Here is an 18,175-nt window from a genome sequence, read left to right as displayed (position 1 = left end):
GGTCCTATAATAATTTAGGATAAGGTGGGGATTAAGCATGAAGATTAAAAAGTATTTGCTTTCATTAAGCTTGTTGTTGGTTGTAGTGGTTTCAGCTTCAGCTGTGGTATTAGCCAAAGGTGAGACAAAAGCAGCAGCACCAACAGAGATAATTATATCGGCAGCCGCTAGTCTTCAGGATAGTTTGCTCGCCATCGAGAAAGAATTTGAAATGAAAAATCCATCGATTAAATTGACTTTTAACTTTGCTGCTTCGGGAATTTTGCAGAAGCAAATCGAGCAAGGCGCTCCGTCGGATGTGTTTATATCGGCTGGCTCCAAGCAAATGAAGGCATTGGTTGATGGAGGCTATGTGGATTCAGCAAACCAAACGCCTTTATTGGCTAATGATCTTGTAATGATTATGCCAATTGACAGTAAGATCAAGCTTGCCAAAGAAACCAATAAAGAATTGACTAAACCCGAGTTTAAATTAGTTGCAATAGGAATTCCTGAATCTGTACCCGCAGGTATGTATGCTAAACAAACACTGGATTATTTGGGAATCTATGAAGAGTTGAAGCCAAAGCTGGTGCAGACGAAGGATGTTCGTCAGGTGTTGACTTACGTTGAAACTGGGAATGCAGATGCAGGCTTTGTATATCGTACAGATGCATTAACATCGAAAAAAGTAAAAATCATGCTTACTGTAGCACCCAAAGCACATGACGCGATCATTTATCCAGAAGGTATTGTTAAAGAAACGAAGCATTTAATAGAAGCAACAAGTTTTTATAACTACTTGCAGGGGAAAGAAGCAACGGCGATATTCGTGAAATATGGCTTCAAGCTTCCAAGCAAACCATAACATGGCTAATGAGCATATAGGGTGGCAAGATTTTTGGTCACCTGTTCTGATGTCAATCAAAGTCGGGTTTTTCTCGAGTATTATCGTATTTCTCTTGGGGATTGCCGTGGCTTGGTTGATGACACGAAAACGGTTTTTCGGAAAAATAATCGTAGAAACGTTGTTTCTACTTCCCTTAGTCCTACCACCAACGGTGGTAGGCTTTGTGCTGTTAATTTCCATCGGCAGGCGTAGTGGGTTTGGACGGTTTTTTGAGCGGATCTTCGATCATCCCCTCGTTTTTACTTGGTGGGCGGCTGTGCTTGCTTCGATTGTTATCGCGTTTCCACTGGTTTATATGACAATCAAAGCGGGGTTTCTTGCCGTGGATAAAGACTTGCAGGATGTAGCCCGCTCGATAGGAGCTAAAGAATGGCAGGTTCTCTTCTGGGTCATCCTTCCCTTATCGAGTCGCGCGTTAGTCTCCGCTTATATTCTTGGCTTCGCTAGAGCCTTAGGTGAATTTGGTGCAACCCTGATGGTCGCAGGCAACATTCCCGGTAAAACACAGACCATTCCAACGGCAATTTATATTGCCATTGATGCCAATAAAACTAATCTCGCCTGGCTGTGGACGGGTGCAACCCTCCTGATCTCCTTCTTATTGCTGCTTCTGGTTTATCGTAAGTCGAATTAGTTTAGCTCGTTTTTTCTCCTCTGAATTATTAAACAAGAAAAAACCACTTAATCCCTAAATTCTGGATAAGTGGTTTTAATCATTTACTCAACTAAACAGCTTAGCATATTGCCCATAACCGCGTTTTTCCAAGTCAGCAGCTGGAATGAACTCCATGGAAGCTGAATTCATGCAATAGCGCTTGCCAGTTGGCTCAGGACCATCGTCGAATACATGGCCTAGGTGAGAATCGGCATATTTGCTGCGGACCTCGACTCGTTCGGAGCCCAAGCTAGAGTCTGTTTTAAGCACAATATTGTCAGGCTCTAACGGTTGAAAGAAGCTAGGCCAGCCAGTGCCGGAATCGAATTTTTCTTTGGAGCTGAATAACGGCTCTCCCGATACAATATCTACATAAATGCCGGCTGCTTTATTCTCATCATATAGATTTTGGTAAGGGATTTCTGTCCCTTCTTTCTGGGTTACTTCAAATTGGGTTTTGGTTAGTGTCTTTAGCTTTGCTGCTTTGTCGAAGTTCTTATAATCAACTGTCGCAGCCGAAGCTGCTGGCGTTTTCACAGAAAGCTTCACTACACGATCTGCACCCCATATTTTATCAAAATACTTATCACGTCCAGAAGCATCCCGGTAAGATTCATAATGGTCAGCATTGGTTTTATAGTAATTCTGATGCTCTTCTCCAGCAGGATAGAATTTCGTAGCTTCTCTAATGGCAGTTACGATTGGCTTATCGAATCGCTTGGAGTCGCTTAAAGCCTTTTTGGAGGCTTCGGCTATCGTCTTCTGCTCATCGCCTGTATAGAAAATCGCCAGTCCGTAGGATTCCCCGCGATCATAGAATTGACCGCCTGCATCCGTCGGGTTGGTATTCCGCCAGTAAACTTGAACCAGCTCATCGTAACTGATTACATTAGGATCATAGTGAACCTCGACGGTTTCCAGATGTCCTGTAGTTTCAGTGGTCACATCGGCATAGGTTGGATTGTCCAGGTGGCCACCCATAAATCCAGAAATCACACTAAGTACACCTTGAGTAGGCTCAATCGAGGACTCCATACTCCAGAAACAGCCTCCCGCAAAATAAGCTAATTTCTCATTCGCAGCTGATGCAACAACAGTTGGGGCAATCGTAGTAATTGGCGCCATTACCTCAGCCATAGGCTCAACCTTTTCCTCTTTTTTAGAGTAGTGCATAGCTGCAAATATAGCGAGAATGACGAGAACAATAGGTGGTGTGAAAAACTTGAATTTATTTTTATTCATAATGGGGTGCACCTCCGTATCGATTTAAGCTCAGTGTAAGCGATAAACATTACAAAACTCTTACTGAAGTGTAAAATAAGGATGAAATCGAATGCTATAATGATAAAGATAAATCACAATGAGCATAATGAAAAGGTGATATAGATGAGTGAGAAGAAAATGAGAAATGTGGGTATCTTTGCCCATGTCGATGCGGGTAAAACGACAACAACGGAGCACATTCTATATGAGAGCGGAAGAATCCGTACATTGGGCAGTGTGGACTCAGGAACATCCCAAACGGACTCTCTTGATATAGAACGGGAGCGCGGGATTTCGGTGAAAGCGGCCACGACAAGTTTTCTATGGCAGGGTGTTTACGTTAATCTTGTGGATACGCCGGGCCATGTCGATTTTCTATCTGAAGTCGAGCGCTCGCTTCGTGTTATGGATGGAGCTGTGCTTGTAATATCTGCTGTAGAAGGCGTGCAATCGCAAACGGAAATTATCTGGCAGGCGCTGCAGACCTTGCGAATCCCTACCCTTCTGTATATTAATAAAATGGATCGGATTGGTGCCGATTTCGAGCAGACATTAGATGATATAGCCAAGCTATTAACTCCATTCGTGATTCCAATTCAAATACCTTCTGGTGAAGCCGAGTTTTTTCTAGGTTCTACAAGTATCTGGCAGGATAGTGAGCTTACTTCCATGCTTGAAAAATTAGCCGACCTGGATGATGGGCTTATGATGAAATTTATCGAAGGAGCTAAGGTATCAGCGGGTGAGCTAAAAGAGAATTTGAAGCAACAAGTGCTTGCTGGCCAGGTTTTTCCAGTATTGTTTGGCGTGTCCAGCAGGGGCTTGGGAATCACGGACTTGATGGATGCGATTATTGAATATTTACCTGCTCCATTAGGGGATGCAGAGCAGCCGTTGGCAGCTGTGATATTCAAAATCGAACGAGATAAGGTTATGGGCAAGCTAGCATTTGCCCGTGTCTATCAAGGTACTATCCGCAATCGTGATATCGTCATTAATCATACGCAAGGAATGGAAGAAAAGATCACCCAAATCCGCAAAATCGATGGCCGCAAAGTCGAAGATCTCGGTGTTGTTTATGCGGGGGATATTGCTGCATTATGCGGATTGGCGCAAGCTCAGATTGGTGATGTTCTGGGAGATCCAGCTCAGATTCCAGTGCTGCCAAGAATGGCGGTTCCGCTTTTGAATGTGCAGGTATTCTCTAAGTCGGAGCAGCATACAGCTTTAGTTGCCGCTCTGCAAGAGCTGACGGAAGAGGATCCGTTGCTGGATTTGCAGTGGCTGCAGGATGAGCGGGAGCTGCACCTCAAGGTTATGGGCAGCATTCAGCTGGAGATTCTCACAAGCTTGCTGAAAACACGATTCAATCTCCAAGCGACGTTTGGTCCGCCTTCTGTGATATATAAAGAAACACCTTCGCAAGTAGGCGAAGGCTTTATTGCTTATACGATGCCTAAGCCATGCTGGGCGATTCTGCGTTTTTTAATCGAGCCAGGTCCGTTGGGAAGCGGGATTCAGTTTCATTCACAGGTTCGCGCCGAAAGCTTGTTGATTCGCTATCAGAATGAAGTGGAGCGCAGAGTGCCCGAGGCTTTACAGCAGGGCTTGTATGGTTGGGAGGTAACCGATGTGGTCATCACCTTAGTTGAAGGAGAGCATCATGTGTGGCATACCCATCCATTAGATTTTGCAGTTGCCACACCCATGGGGCTGATGGATGGACTGCAGAAAACCGGAACGACCTTGCTTGAGCCGTTGCTGCGCTTTCGAATTACTGCGCCTGAAGAGTTTAGCGGGAAGATTATGAGTGATTTGGTGCAAATGAGAGCTAGTTTTGAGCCGCCTGTTACTGTGAAAGGGCGCGTATCGCTTGAAGGTATTTTACCTGTGGCTACGTCCTTAGAATATCCGATAAAGCTTAGCTCTATAACAGGGGGACGAGGGACGATCACTACCTTTTATGTAGGTTATCAACCGAGTCCGCCCGATGTTCAGGCTTCACGTACTAGAAGAGGGGTTAACCCGCTCGATCAATCCAAATTTATCCTTGCTGCTAGGAAAGCTCTGCTGTAAGTAGGGTTCTTTTGGCCTGTATCCCTTTGGCTCAGGAAGAACAGCTACTGATACGCTGATGCGCTGGAAAACAAGCTAACAGCTAGTTACTTAAACAAACTGAGTCACTATAGACTGAATTTCAGTGTATCGAGATCCTGCCAGGCCCGCAAACTAACTTCAGAAATATTTTCTTAACAGGGTGATATAAATATCGGCTTGCCTATGTCTTATAGATATACGGTTAGCGAGCAGGGTGTACAACTTACCCGTTACCCGTTCAGCTGCAGCTGTGAAAGGAGCCTAAATGGAATGGAACCCATAGTACCCGATTTATTTAAGAATCTTTTTCATAGTCATTATCCAACAGTCCGACGTAAGCTGGTTGCTCTTGTCAGAGACGAAGCGATTGCGGAGGATTTAACCCAAGAGGTTTTCTTGCGACTTTATCGAAATCCGCCGGATGAGCTTAATGCCTTAGGGGCATGGCTGCATCGCGTGCTTACACGTATTGGTTATGATTACTTGAATAAGAAGGCGCGGGAAAAGGTGCTAATAGAGAAACAGGAACGTTTAGGCGGAGCGCTTCAGCAGGAAACGATTTCGAACGAGGATGCCATGATTCATCAGTTGGATCGGGAAGAAGTTCAAGACTGGCTGAAGGAGCTTTCGGAACGAGATCGCAAGGTGCTGATGCTGCGATATTCGGGATACAGCTATAGCGAAATAGCGGATCAATTGGAAGTGCGTTTACCACTCGTAGGCACATTGGTACAGCGAGCGACGACACGATTAAAACGCCAAGCAGAGCTGCACGAGCAGGAATTATGGAGCAGGGGGAATATACAATGAATCAATCCGAAGCAAACGATAATAAAAACACTTCAACATTAGCGGCATGGGAACGACTGCAAAAGCAGCTTGTGAATGAGCCTGTCAATGCACAATGGGTGCGTTGGTCTAAGCAGGCACATGAACTAGCTACTAAGGATAAGAAAAATGAGGATGACCTAAGCCTAATCCTAGATGAAGAAGCTACAACTGATTCCACATTCTTCAAGACTGCTGATAACAATGAACATGAGACTATAAACATCTCAGATAGTCGCAGAAGCGGACTTTGGATGAATTGGTTGAAAAAGAATCGTAAATGGCTTAGTGGGACGGTTGCAGCAAGCGTATTAGCTGTAACTTTATTCACACCGGTAGGCAATCAAGCACTTGCTGCTATTCTGAGTAAGTTTCGCATGGAGCAGGTGACGGTTGTTCAAGAGGATGATATTCAACAAATAATGAATAACATTTTTACAGATGGCCGTTCACAAGAAGCAGTTAACACTTTCGGAGCATTTTCGCATACCTCGGGTACGTTGAATGGAGAGTATTCACTTATAGAGGCAGAGAAATTATTGAATCGGAAGCTTATTATGCCACAAGGCTTTGATCTTAATAAAGTTAATATCTCTCCAAGCAGTGAAATTATACTTAACCTGCATGTCGATGAAGTAAACAAAGCCTTGAAACGCCTTGGTGCCAAAAAACTATTGCCGCAAATTATTGATGGCAAACCCGTCACCTTAAATTTTGGGGAAATTGTCAGCGGATATCAGCAAGTAACGATAAATGGTGAACAGCGCAACATTTCTTTTTCCCAAATGGCAGCACCTTCGATTGATGTAGATCCTTCGATACCTGTTGAAGAAGCACTGGATGCCGTTATGCAATTCCCGTTCTTACCAGATTATCTGAAGGATAGCTTGAAGAGATCAGGCGTCTTGGATAATGGGAAGCTGCCTTTGCCTGTTATTGTGAACGGGACTGTTGAAAAACGCACAATTGATGGTATTGATGTTGTGATGACTCAGCAGAAATATAATGTTTATCAAAAGAATGCTGAAACAGTGGAACAAATCCATTATGGATTAACTTGGGTCAAGAATAGCCAGCTTTATACGATAAACGGAGATGGATTTACGGATTCCGAGTCAGCATTCAAATTAGCGGGAGAGTTGATTAAGCAATGAGTCAAACTGTAATTGAGACAAGGCAGCTAACGAAGGATTACGGAAACGGTAGAGGCTGTCGGCAAATTACATTATCGATTGGAGCAGGGGAAGCCTTTGGCTTTCTCGGTCCCAATGGGGCGGGAAAAAGCACGTTCGTGAAAATGCTGGTGGGGCTGATTCAGCCGACAGCAGGCTCAGGAACATTGTTCGGAGAACCCATTGGTTCTTTGGCTGCGCGCAGAGAGATTGGCTACTTACCGGAGTTATATCGTTACCAGGAATGGTTAACGGGTGAAGAAGTGCTAATTCTGCATGCGAAGCTGTGTGGAATGGATCGACTGCATGCTAAAAAACGGATTCCACAGCTTTTGGAGGAAGTGGGCTTAGGCAAACGCGGGTATGATCGTGTAAAGCGTTACTCCAAAGGCATGCAGCAGCGGCTTGGCCTTGCATGCGCACTTTTGAATGATCCAAAGCTGCTATTTCTAGACGAGCCTGCCTCGGCACTGGATCCTGTAGGACGGCACGAAGTGCGACTCCTATTGAAAAGGCTTAAAGAACAAGGGAAAACCATCTTCCTCAACTCGCATTTATTAGAGGATGTTGAATTATTATGTGATCGTGTGGCGCTGCTTAACAATGGCCAAATCCTTACAGAGGGCTCGGTTACAGAGGTTTTACAGGAGAAGCCTCGTTGGCAGATTCGAGTCGGCGGTTTCGCCCAGCTTACGTTGAACTGGCTGCAGGAGCAAACAGGCTTGCAAATTCGCGCGATTAATCTGGCTGTTCCTCATGAGAGTGATTCTGTTTGGCTAGAGGCTGAATTAGAGGAAGATGAACAAATTGGCTGGCTGAATAGTCTTATAATTGAGCAGGGCATGACCTTATATGAAGTGAAGAAAGCCAAGACACCTTTAGACGAATGGTTTATCCAAGCGGTCTCCGGATTAAATCACAGGGGGGAACGTGTATGATCACCATTGTAATGATGACCTGGAAGGAAATGCTGCGTAAAAGAGTTATGACGTTATCCTTGGTGATGTCAGCTGTTTTCCTCATTGCTTTTTGGTTTGTGGCTCGGGCAATTGGCAAAGACATGACATATGGAATAGGCGCATTGGACCAGAATAGTATCGCTGTCTTGCTGGGACGCTTTCAACAAGGAGCGATGACGCTGTCTTTAGGCTTCTTTTTTGGCTCTTTTGTCATTGCATTTTTAGCGATTTTTAGCTCAGTCGCCGTAGTTGCAGGAGAAGCAGAGCAAGGTGTGCTGCAAGCTTTGCTGCCTCGTCCTTTAGCGCGCTGGCGCTGGTTTCTGGGTCGGTGGCTAGGATATGTAAGCTTAGGCATCATTTATGCGGCGCTGTTATTTGGCTCTATTTTAGCGATTACCCAAGCTCATTCGACCGTACCGGGAGATTTCATCTCTTTAACCAAATCATTCGTTTTATTCGCATTTGTTGTACCTTTATTGGTCTCCGTCGCTATGCTGGGCTCATGCTTTTTCTCCGCATTAGGGAATGGTGTGTTCATGGTCATGTTGTTCGGAGCAGGTTGGCTGGGTGGAATGATCGAAAAAGTAAGCTCTATCGGCATTGTTTCAGAAGATACCTTCAAACCGTTGCAAACTATATCAGGCTTGATGTCGATTGTTATGCCAGTTGACTCCTTACAGCGAAGGATGTTAGCCGAAATGTTCAGCCTTAAAGATTTGCAGGGGCTGACTGGCGCTGATGACTTCTTAGGTTTTTTTGGATTGAACCAAATTCCTTCTAATACTTTCTTAGTTTATGCCGTTTGTTACACCCTCTTTGCTCTATTGCTTGGGATGTTTATTTTTAGAAGAAAAGATCTTTAGTTCTCGCAGAATGAAAGGAAGCTGAGTATGTCACTGGTTCTAGAAGTTAACGGACTGAGCAAGAAAATCGGCGATCGTACGATCGTGAACAACATATCGTTTAGTGTTAATAGAGGTGAAATTTTCGGGCTGCTTGGACCCAATGGAGCAGGGAAAACAACGACGATTCGTATGCTAGTAGGGCTTGCGCGCTCAACAGAAGGCACAATTTCGATTTGTGGGCATGACATTCATTCGGATCATCGCAATGCGTTAAAAAATGTCGGCACAATTGTCGAGAATCCAGAGCTTTATCCTTACCTAAGCGGATTAGAAAATCTGCGTCAGTTTGCGCGGTTATCTGGACCGATAGATGAGGCGAAAATAGCTGAGGTTGTTAAAATAGTAGGTTTAGAGGATCGCATCGGTGAAAAGGTAAAAAGATATTCACTGGGTATGCGCCAGCGTTTGGGATTAGGCCAAGCCTTGATCCACAATCCAGCTTTGTTAATTTTGGATGAACCGACTAATGGCTTGGATCCAAGTGGGATTCGTGAATTTCGTCAATTGCTATTAAACCTTGCGGCGCAAGGAACTAGCATATTGATATCAAGCCATCTCTTGGCGGAGCTTGAGCAGATAGTTGATCGTGTCGGCGTCATTCATCAAGGAAAGTGGATTATTACCTCTACCTTAGATGAGCTGCGCAATCAATCCAATTTAAATCGTCTGATACTTCATGTCGATTCCGTAGATAACGCATTGCTATGCCTGAAAACTGAGCACCCTAAGCTGAATTTGCGTCATGAGACGATGGGTCAATTGATTCTGGAGGAGCCGCCGACGGTGCTGAATCCAATTCTATCAAGCTTGCTGCAAGCTGGCGTGCAAATATATAAGCTGGAAGAACAGAAATCCTCGTTAGAAGATGTCTTCTTGACGATGACAGGAGGGCATGAGCATGGGTGAGTTTTGGCGTATTTTTCAGAATGAATGGATTAAATTAATTCGTCGTAGAAGATTCGTAGTCGTGTTATTGCTAGGTTTGGCGTTAATCAGTTTCTATACCTATGCACGATACCATGAGGACCAGAACCAGAAGCACTACAATGATCCAGCTACGCAAATTCAGATGACGGATAGTCAGATTAAACGGACTCAGAACCAGCTGGATACCGATAAGAATCTAACGGCAGAGCAGAAGAAATTGCTGCAAGAGCAGATCATTGGCATGAAGCAAAGCAAGGAACAAATCGGTAAAGAGAGCTTGCAAATACCGCCAACAAAAGCGGATATTGAGCAGAAAATCGAGCATATTAAGAGCTCCATAGCTCTATTATTACCCGATCAAGCAGCGGAAAAAGGGCAACTGCAGATCCAACTCGTACTGGCAGAATACCAGCTAACACATCCACCAGAGATCCAGCGAAACTCTTTATCCTCTTGGGATGCGATTCAAGATTTCTTAGGTGTAGGAGCACAGCTATTCATTCCACTTTTGTGTGTGCTGCTCGTGGCAGATATGGTTTCTGGGGAGCAAACAGGAGGCACGATTAAACTATTATTAACTCGGCCAGCCTCACGCGTAAAAATCTTGTTTGCCAAGTATATGACTGCTATTATTGGTGCGATTTGCATTCATATTATTATTTTAGGGGTATTGGCAGGGGGCTTGCTCGCAGTCTTTGGCACCCATGGCGCAACCAATCCTACTGTGGTTGGGGTGAAATATGAGAAAGTAAGTGTAGTGAAGGATGATGGACGTATAGGTACGGAGCTAGCAGCGAATCCAACAGATGCTAAAGTCATATCCATGCGCAGCTTCACCATTCAATCTATTTTGCTTACGTTATTATCGACCATTGGCATGTGCGGTTTAGGTTTTTTCTGCTCCGTCTTAGTACGTTCAGCTGCAGTGAGCACGGGGATATCAATTGCCGTAATCATTATTGGCACGATCATTATCAATGCGATGCGCGGCACCACCTGGTTAAGATATTTTCTAACTCCACATTTCGATTTACCGAATGCATGGACCGGCAGTTTATCTAGAAATTTTGGCTACCCCATGAGCTTATCTCAGAGCTTGATTATTACAGCCGTATGGGTAGTAGGGATGTATGCGATAGGACATTTTATCTTTAAAAGACGTGATGTGCTGGCATAAAAATTTAATTAACTTGATGAATGCAGCCTTACTGAGCAATCGGTTTGGCTGTTTTTGTCATGATTTGTCATAATTTTCTATTCTGGCAAGCTATTAAATGCTATAATTTCTATTGGCTTCCATTAGATTATAGTTAAGGCGAGGGATTTCATGAGATATCAATTGACTGGAAAAGAAATAGCACTACTACGCGCTGTCATGGGCGGTCGAATTCCTTATATTGCTTTGGGTGATGTGGATATACGGTTCGACAACTCGGCACAAATTGAAAATGAGCTTAAGCTATTTCATGGTAAGCATCGAGAATGGTTAAGCTATGATACTGGAGCACCTGTTTTTGACTTTGAGTTTAAAAAGACCATGATGCTCTGCTTCAACGCAGATCGAGAAATTAAGCTTGACAATAAAGAGGATGAATACTTTTATGGCTATACCAATCAATATATGTCGGTTAAGAGTCATGGACCAGACACTTTTTATTGTGAATATTATGCAACAATCGAAGATTTTCAATTGAATTTTTATCGTTTCCTTGGGATTCGCTATCAGCAGAATAAATTTCCAGTTACCCCATTCCGCTTAATTTTAGCTAAAAAATGGTTTGACCTCTTGGTTAAGTGGCATTCAAAAGGTGATCTCAAAAAAATCGAAAAACTATGTCTCAAGCAAGGTAAGAATTACGACATCTGTCTGCAAATTCTAAACGATATCAAAGAAGTATCTTGTCTTACTATAGTTTCAACTAAAGTGGATACCTATGAAAGCATACGTACAAATGTGTTTTTTGATCCTATGGGTGTTGTTAGATTGACTAAACGTATTGGATCCAAATATCAGGAGCAATATATACTTATGCAGGCTGAAACAAGCCAGCTCCCGCAAATTTCAAGTCATTTTGAAGGCAATGCACATCGAATCAAGCAAAGGGCCGGATTTCCAAAAGTTATTTCAATTTGTATATTCGTCTTCTTAATCCTAGTTGGTTTAATTAAATTTATAGCTTCAATTGATACCGATGATGAGATTAGCTCAAGCTCGATTTCCTCCGGATTACCTGCAAGCAATACAACTAAGGAAGAATTGATGGATATTAAAGCCATATTAGCAACAGCAAATCAGAAAATCCTATACCCAAGCCAATTGGGCAATTATGAATTATTCTCTGAATCCGTAAGCTATAGATCAGGTTTAGATTTTACAGACTTGGAAATTAAATATGCTTTTGTTAATTCGAAGCCTTCCACTCCTGAATATATCAATTACTCTTGTGCCAAACGAACGGACCCTTATGCCCTAGAAACTAAAGATCTGATCGACATTCAATTAACTAATGGCATCCATGGATATATGGATAAAGGCAGTTACATGACCTTTGATGAAGCTGGCTTCCAATGCTCGCTTAGCCCTTATAAATCATCCAAAGAGGACGTAATTGCGTTTGCAGAGACTCTAACCAATAAAGCCCATATAGTAGAAAATGCGATTGATCTCAATCAGGTAACTATATTAAAGCTTCCTAAAGAGTTTACTTCAGATTTTTACAGTACGATCACTTTTTCAAATTGGTATAGGAGTGAAAGTAAAGAAGCGAACAGCGAGGTAAGCATTTATCAATCTGAATCTTCCGCTAGTCTCAGCTTGAGCTATACGATAGCAGATAAATTGGGATCTGAGCTAACGGATGAGCGCGTCTCTAAGAAGAAAAGTGTAAACGATATTACGGTCTATACTTTGAAATCTAAAGAAGTATACTTTCAAAAAAATAATCTGCATTATTACTTAAGCGAAAGTCCTGACTTGGACTTAATCAAAATTATACGAAGCAGTACTTAGAAGATTTCAGCACGGAAGTATCAATATTGATTCATATTTCGGCTGCGAGGTTATATTTAGATACTTGATAGAATATACTATCGGGATCCAATTCTGGCCTTAAAGGAGAATAGAAATATGAAACTAGGTTATCGCTGGTTAAATCTACTTGCCTATATAGCAGTTGTTGGGACGAATGGGGCGGCTATATCCTTGCCGCTTTTTGGCAGGTCGACTAAAGAAATATCGGACAGTTACCCAGTTGCGGTGACTCCAGCTGGTTACGCTTTTAGTATTTGGAGCTTGATTTATATTCTGTTGGCAGGCTTTGTCATTCTGCAATTTATACCTAAAGAACGAAATCGTTCTGAATTCTCGAGAATCGGCCCATGGTTTGTAATTAGCTCAGCGTTTAATGTAACCTGGCTGCTGTTATGGCACTCCTTGCATATTACAACCACCGCATTTATTATGATCGCTATGCTGATCTCATTGATTATCATTTATCAAGAATCCAGAGTCGCTGGGCCTGGTTCAAACATGGGGGCACGCTTGTTTATTGCACTTCCTTTCAGTATTTATCTCGGGTGGATTTCCATGGCGACGATCGTTAACGTATCGGTTGCTTTATACTCTGTGGGCTGGGATGGTTGGGGACTCTCGCCGCAAGCTTGGGGCATCGTTCTATTAATTGCCGCAGGGCTGCTGGCCGTATCCATTGGGATTAATTATCGTGATCCTTTCTATGCTCTCGTTATCATCTGGGCAGCAATTGCCATCGCATTGAAACAATTTGAGTCTTATCCACAATTGGGTTATGCAGCTTTGGGAATTGCCTTTATATTAGCCGGCTTTATTCTAATAAAAGGGTTTCAATTTCGCAATGGTTGGGTATATTAATAGTAGAAGGCAGTTGGATAAATTTAAGTTCATCTGCCATCTTTCACTTCTTGATGAATCGTAGTAGAATGGATGTAAGCGCTAGCAATAGAAACATAATTTAACGGAGGCGAGTTAATTATGGCATATAATCAAGGCGTCAAGATTTTAAGTTTACAGGATTTGAGACAAAAATCATTTCATGAGCTTGCGCTCATTCGAGATGATGTCGAGAAACACGTTTATGATAACAATATGGACACCCAAACATGGGAACGTTTATTGGTTTATTTTGAAACCGTTAAACGCGAGCTGCACTCCATGCAGAAAGTTAAAGCTTAAAGAAACATTTGCTGGCGCTATCAAAGAATAAAATAAGGCGACTTAGGTGATGACCTGGGGACGCCTTTTTTAGTTATTTAGTGATCATTGAGTTAGTACTTGTAGCGGCCCTTTCAACAAATTCCCAAAGACAAGCGCTACAGCGCCGATTGCATTCTGCGAGGTACCAAAGCTTGAAGGTTCAATACGTAATCGTTCTTGTGCAAATGCATAAACTCTTGATTTGACATGAGCTTTTACCTCTGGCAAATACATCGATAAGTAAGGATAAAGCTTACCCCCCAGAATAATCACGTCAGGATCATATATATTGAATAAGGTAATTAGGGCTGACTCCAGATAATATAACGTTTCTTGCAAGCATTCATTTGCTAGTTTATCGCCTTGATGTACGGCGTGGAAAAATGCATCAATGGTATCTCCCCCAGACCACCTGCGTAGAATACCTGGAATTGAACCTAGTGTTTCCCAGCAACCCTCGTTTCCACAGGCGCAAACGGATCCTTTCGGAACGAGAGTCATGTGGCCAACCTGCCCAAATAAGCCATTTGAGCCGACAACAAGCTCACCTTTGGATACGACCCCACTGCCTATCCCCATTCCCATGGTAACAAAAACGAGATCCTGACTTTTTCTACCAAGCCCAAACCAACGTTCAGCCAACGCAGATGCACGGGCATCATCCTCGATGAAGACCTTCAGACCAAATCGCTTTACTAGAACATCCTTGATCGGATATCCTTCCCAGCCTGGGAAATTGGGTGGACTTAGCAAGTGGCCATTAACTTTATCCATAGGTCCCGGAATGCTTACCCCAAGACCAAGCACGGGGAGTCCTTTAAGATTGGCATAAGCTATCATCGACTGAATATGGGGCTCAATTAAATCTAACACCTGTTCAGGGGCGCTGATTCCTGTGATATTTCCTTCAATTGACTTCATAACGCGGCCCATAAGATCGGTCATGACAATTTCGAATGTCGTACGACTAATATCCAGACCAATTATGATATGGCGGTCGGTATGATACTTGAGCATAACTCTCCTGCGTCCAACTGAACCCTGTGAGGTTTCGGATTCACGGATTAAGCCCCACTGTATCAATTCTTGCGTTAGATTTGTAATAGTTCCTGAGGTTAATCCAGTTAATTCGACGAGTTCCACTCGCGAAATGGCTTCATGCTCCCAAATGGTTTGGAGAATGTTTGCCATGTTTTGCTGTTTGACCTTTTGCAAATAAATAGGTTTAATGTCGCTCATATATGCCTCTATGATTAATTTATTTATTAAATATAGTATATGAATATCTATATTAACTGTAAAGTAACGATCTAAAATTTGCCTTTACAAAAGGGTATTAGTCGGTTTATGATTTGATTATATATTTACTTAATGAAAAAGTTAATTAGCAAGAAATCATATTATATAGGAGGAGAGATGACTCATGTCTCAAGAAAATGTAACGATGAACAAGGTAGTGCTGTTTGATTTCGATGGCACGATTTCAACCTTAAGAGCGGGGTGGGAGGAGGTTATGACTCCCTTCATGAAGGAATCTATCTTAGGCGCTTACCAACCTACAAATGAGGAAGAGCAGGCCTTGGATCAGGATATTGCCCTTTATATTGATCAATCCACAGGGATCCAGACCGTATATCAGATGAGATGGCTGGCAGAGCAGGTGGGCAATAAAGGCTGGAATGAGCAGATCCTCGATGAATGGGAGTATAAAGCCGAGTACAATCGACGCTTGCTGGTCAAAGTGAAGGAAAGGGTGCTTCGCTTGGAGAATGGAGAGCTGCAGGCGGAGGATTATCTAATGAAGGGCTCGCTGCTTTTTCTGCAGCATTTGCAAAGTCTTGGCGTGGAGATGTATGTGGCAAGCGGTACGGACCACCCTGATGTTGTTCGAGAGGCAGGGGTTCTGGGAGTCGCAGCTTATTTTAAAGAGATTGTTGGCGCACCAGTTGGCAAAGCGGAATGCTCTAAGGAAAAGGTCATTAAGGAACTGATAGAGTCGAAAGGCTTGTCCGGCAGTGACTTAGTTGTAATTGGCGATGGGAAGGTGGAAATTCGCTTGGCTAAGGAATATGGCGGCTTGGCGATCGGATTGGCTAGTGATGAGGAGAAACGGGAAGGGATCAATCCAGTAAAAGAGCAACGCTTGCTTGAGGCAGGAGCGGACTGGATCGAGGGAGATTTTCAGATTATGGCGGAATGGATTAAAAGATTAGGGCTGTAACGAGAGGAGGATGAGACGATGACAGAAGCTGCTTCAGGGAAGCGACTTTCATTTAGCGGTATTAAGACTAACTCGGTGTATTCGAGAACCAATTTGGTAACGATTAAGAATTTGGCGCAGCCCTATAAAGATCCGCTTCCCGAGTGGTCACTCAGCAAGCAAATGAACGAACAATTCGCGGAATTGATCGAGCATATCGTAACGGCAAGGCTAAACGGGAAGCCTGTCATCTGGTCAATGGGGGCGCATGTCATTAAAAACGGCCTGTCCCGCTATATTATTGAGATGGTCAGACGCGGTATTCTGACTCACGTATCAGGCAATGGCGCGACCAGCATTCATGATTTTGAATTGGCCTTTCTTGGTGAAACCTCAGAGGATGTTGCTCGTTCGATTGAGGATGGCTCCTTTGGAATGTGGGAAGAAACGGGCAAGTATATGAACGAGGCTATTCAACAGGGAGCGGCGAAGGGGCTTGGTTATGGTGAAAGCCTATATCAATATCTGGATCAGGAGCCGGAGAAATTTCCTCATTACGATGATTGCGTTTTTGTGCAGTGCCAGCGTTTCGGAGTCCCATATACCTGTCATATTTCAATTGGCACGGATATTATTCATCAGCACCCCATCGTGGATTTTGAGAGTCTTGGCTTGGCTAGTGGGCGAGATTTTGCAACCATGTGCCAGTCTGTGGCGGGTCTTGCAGAAGGAGGGGTGTTCTTGAATTTTGGTTCGGCCATCTCAGGCCCGGAGGTTTTCCTCAAGGCACTGAGTTTGGCGCGGAATGCAGGGCTGCCGATGGAGAACATTATTGCGGCCAATTTTGATATCGTTCCGGCCACCGCCTTCCCGCAGCCTGCGGAGGATGATCCGGATTACTACTACCGGCCAAGGCGTAATTTTATCGATAGAATGGAGCAAATTGCTGGAAAAGGCTATCTCTTTCATGGCTTGCATCAGCTTACGATTCCCCATTTATTTCATCGCCTATTAGAACGCGAACGTGAAATTGGCAAAGCCTTTTTACCTTATGAGAGGCAAGAAAAGCCGCTGAGAGAGAAGCTAATTCTTTATCCGATTCAAGAGCGTAAAAGCCAACTGCATGCCGCCGATTTGTTGAATCCAAATAAGTCGCAACAGCCCATTTGGAATCCGAATAATCAAGCAGATTTTCTGCAGTTTGTTGAACGAGTTGCCGAAGCGCGTCAGGCAGGAAAAGAGATACTCGTTTCGTTAGGTGGAAATGTTATCGGTAGCGGGGTGACTCGCTATCTGATTGAACTGCTGGAGCAAGGGGTGATTACACATGTTGCCGTTAACGGAGCTTGTGCTTTTCAAGACTTTGAGCTAGCGGCGTTTGGCCATACCGAGGAAGCGGATGAAGGTGCTTTAGCCAGCGGCAGATTGGGAATGTGGCAGGAGCCGGGCTCCTATTTGCATGAAGCTCTTCAGTTTGGTAACTCTGTCGGCTTGGGTTATGGGGAAAGCTTGATCTCTAATGCTCAGAAGTATCCAGAACGTTTTCCCTTTGCTAAAGAAAGCTTATTTGCCTGCTGTGGGAGATTAAACATTCCCTATACAGTCCATATAACGATTGGCACGGATGCGATTCAACAGCACCCGGCAGCTGACTTTGCCATTCAGGGCAGGGCGAGTGGGCTTGATTTTCAAAGCTACTGCCATACGGTATCCCAACTGGAAAATGGTGTTTTTATTAATTTCGGCTCCACGGTTACAGGTCCAGAAGTGTTCTTAAAGGCATTATCGATTGCCCGTAATTTAGGCTTTGCCGTGCATCATATCACAACCGCCAATTTTGATATTGTGAAGCTTGGCGATTATCACCGCAAGGTTGGTTATGAGGATTGGGACTACTACTACAGACCAAGGAAGAATATCATTCACCGTCCGACTAGCTTGGGGGGTAAAGGCTATCACTTCGAAGGGCTGCATCAAGAGACGATCCCCGCTATTTGGCATCATTTGAATTCGTTAACTATAAAGCCCTGAATATTGGGGATCAGAAAG

At 43.7% G+C, this 18,175-nt stretch carries 16 protein-coding genes; 14 read left to right on the top strand and 2 right to left on the bottom strand.

Annotated features, from left to right (window positions below):
• Positions 1-37 precede the first annotated feature (37 nt).
• The gene (modA, locus tag EHS13_RS34195; RefSeq protein WP_155704693.1) at positions 38-847 is read left to right on the top strand and encodes a molybdate ABC transporter substrate-binding protein; all 810 of its coding nucleotides are present in this window, start codon (positions 38-40) and stop codon (positions 845-847) included.
• A 1-nt stretch (position 848) separates the two neighbouring features.
• The gene (modB, locus tag EHS13_RS34190) at positions 849-1,523 is read left to right on the top strand and encodes a molybdate ABC transporter permease subunit (RefSeq protein WP_155705627.1); all 675 of its coding nucleotides are present in this window, start codon (positions 849-851) and stop codon (positions 1,521-1,523) included.
• An 87-nt stretch (positions 1,524-1,610) separates the two neighbouring features.
• Here the strand turns inward: modB and msrB are convergent, their stop codons facing one another.
• Positions 1,611-2,786 (bottom strand): peptide-methionine (R)-S-oxide reductase MsrB, encoded by a 1,176-nt coding sequence (gene msrB / locus EHS13_RS34185; RefSeq protein WP_227013689.1) that lies wholly within the window; start codon positions 2,784-2,786, stop codon positions 1,611-1,613.
• 144 nt (positions 2,787-2,930) lie between these two features.
• Between msrB and EHS13_RS34180 the strand changes: the two genes are divergently transcribed.
• The 10 genes from EHS13_RS34180 (at position 2,931) to EHS13_RS34135 (ending at position 13,905) form a co-directional block, all read left to right on the top strand.
• Positions 2,931-4,883: a GTP-binding protein gene (locus EHS13_RS34180; RefSeq protein WP_155704692.1), complete on the top strand. Its 1,953-nt coding sequence runs from the start codon at positions 2,931-2,933 to the stop codon at positions 4,881-4,883.
• Between the two features lie 291 nt (positions 4,884-5,174).
• Positions 5,175-5,714 carry a sigma-70 family RNA polymerase sigma factor gene (locus EHS13_RS34175; RefSeq protein ID WP_155704691.1) on the top strand — a complete coding sequence of 180 codons (540 nt, stop codon included), beginning with the start codon at positions 5,175-5,177 and terminating at the stop codon, positions 5,712-5,714.
• On the top strand, positions 5,711-6,886 hold the full coding sequence (locus EHS13_RS34170; RefSeq protein ID WP_155704690.1) for a hypothetical protein: 1,176 nt from the start codon (positions 5,711-5,713) through the stop codon (positions 6,884-6,886). Before EHS13_RS34175 ends, EHS13_RS34170 begins: the two co-directional genes overlap by 4 nt.
• Positions 6,883-7,842, top strand: a complete 960-nt coding sequence (locus EHS13_RS34165) for an ABC transporter ATP-binding protein (RefSeq protein WP_155704689.1) — start codon at positions 6,883-6,885, stop codon at positions 7,840-7,842. The genes EHS13_RS34170 and EHS13_RS34165 overlap by 4 nt, the downstream gene beginning before the upstream one ends.
• The gene (locus tag EHS13_RS34160; RefSeq protein WP_155704688.1) at positions 7,839-8,726 is read left to right on the top strand and encodes an ABC transporter permease subunit; all 888 of its coding nucleotides are present in this window, start codon (positions 7,839-7,841) and stop codon (positions 8,724-8,726) included. Before EHS13_RS34165 ends, EHS13_RS34160 begins: the two co-directional genes overlap by 4 nt.
• Before the next feature lie 27 nt (positions 8,727-8,753).
• On the top strand, positions 8,754-9,674 hold the full coding sequence (locus tag EHS13_RS34155) for an ABC transporter ATP-binding protein (protein ID WP_155704687.1): 921 nt from the start codon (positions 8,754-8,756) through the stop codon (positions 9,672-9,674).
• Positions 9,667-10,872, top strand: a complete 1,206-nt coding sequence (locus tag EHS13_RS34150) for an ABC transporter permease (RefSeq protein WP_162463391.1) — start codon at positions 9,667-9,669, stop codon at positions 10,870-10,872. The genes EHS13_RS34155 and EHS13_RS34150 overlap by 8 nt, the downstream gene beginning before the upstream one ends.
• Before the next feature lie 150 nt (positions 10,873-11,022).
• On the top strand, positions 11,023-12,705 hold the full coding sequence (locus EHS13_RS34145; protein WP_155704685.1) for a hypothetical protein: 1,683 nt from the start codon (positions 11,023-11,025) through the stop codon (positions 12,703-12,705).
• Between the two features lie 117 nt (positions 12,706-12,822).
• Positions 12,823-13,584 carry a TspO-related membrane protein gene (locus tag EHS13_RS34140; RefSeq protein ID WP_155704684.1) on the top strand — a complete coding sequence of 254 codons (762 nt, stop codon included), beginning with the start codon at positions 12,823-12,825 and terminating at the stop codon, positions 13,582-13,584.
• Positions 13,585-13,704: 120 nt separating this feature from the next.
• Complete coding sequence (locus EHS13_RS34135; protein ID WP_155704683.1) at positions 13,705-13,905, top strand: hypothetical protein; 201 nt, start codon at positions 13,705-13,707, stop codon at positions 13,903-13,905.
• An 84-nt stretch (positions 13,906-13,989) separates the two neighbouring features.
• On the opposite strand, the gene EHS13_RS34130 is transcribed toward EHS13_RS34135, so the two are convergent.
• Positions 13,990-15,165 (bottom strand): ROK family transcriptional regulator, encoded by a 1,176-nt coding sequence (locus tag EHS13_RS34130; protein WP_155704682.1) that lies wholly within the window; start codon positions 15,163-15,165, stop codon positions 13,990-13,992.
• A 184-nt stretch (positions 15,166-15,349) separates the two neighbouring features.
• Here EHS13_RS34130 and EHS13_RS34125 point away from each other — a divergent pair, with 184 nt between their 5' ends.
• Both EHS13_RS34125 and EHS13_RS37090 read left to right on the top strand, forming a co-directional pair.
• Positions 15,350-16,147, top strand: coding sequence for an HAD family hydrolase (locus EHS13_RS34125; RefSeq protein ID WP_155704681.1), 798 nt, complete (start codon positions 15,350-15,352; stop codon positions 16,145-16,147).
• Positions 16,148-16,165: 18 nt separating this feature from the next.
• Positions 16,166-18,157 (top strand): GSU2086 family protein, encoded by a 1,992-nt coding sequence (locus EHS13_RS37090; protein WP_227013688.1) that lies wholly within the window; start codon positions 16,166-16,168, stop codon positions 18,155-18,157.
• Positions 18,158-18,175: the final 18 nt, after the last annotated feature.

This window comes from Paenibacillus psychroresistens, assembly GCF_009728935.1.
Lineage (GTDB): Bacteria > Bacillota > Bacilli > Paenibacillales > NBRC-103111 > Paenibacillus_AC > Paenibacillus_AC psychroresistens.
This window is presented reverse-complemented; position numbering and strand designations above follow the sequence as displayed.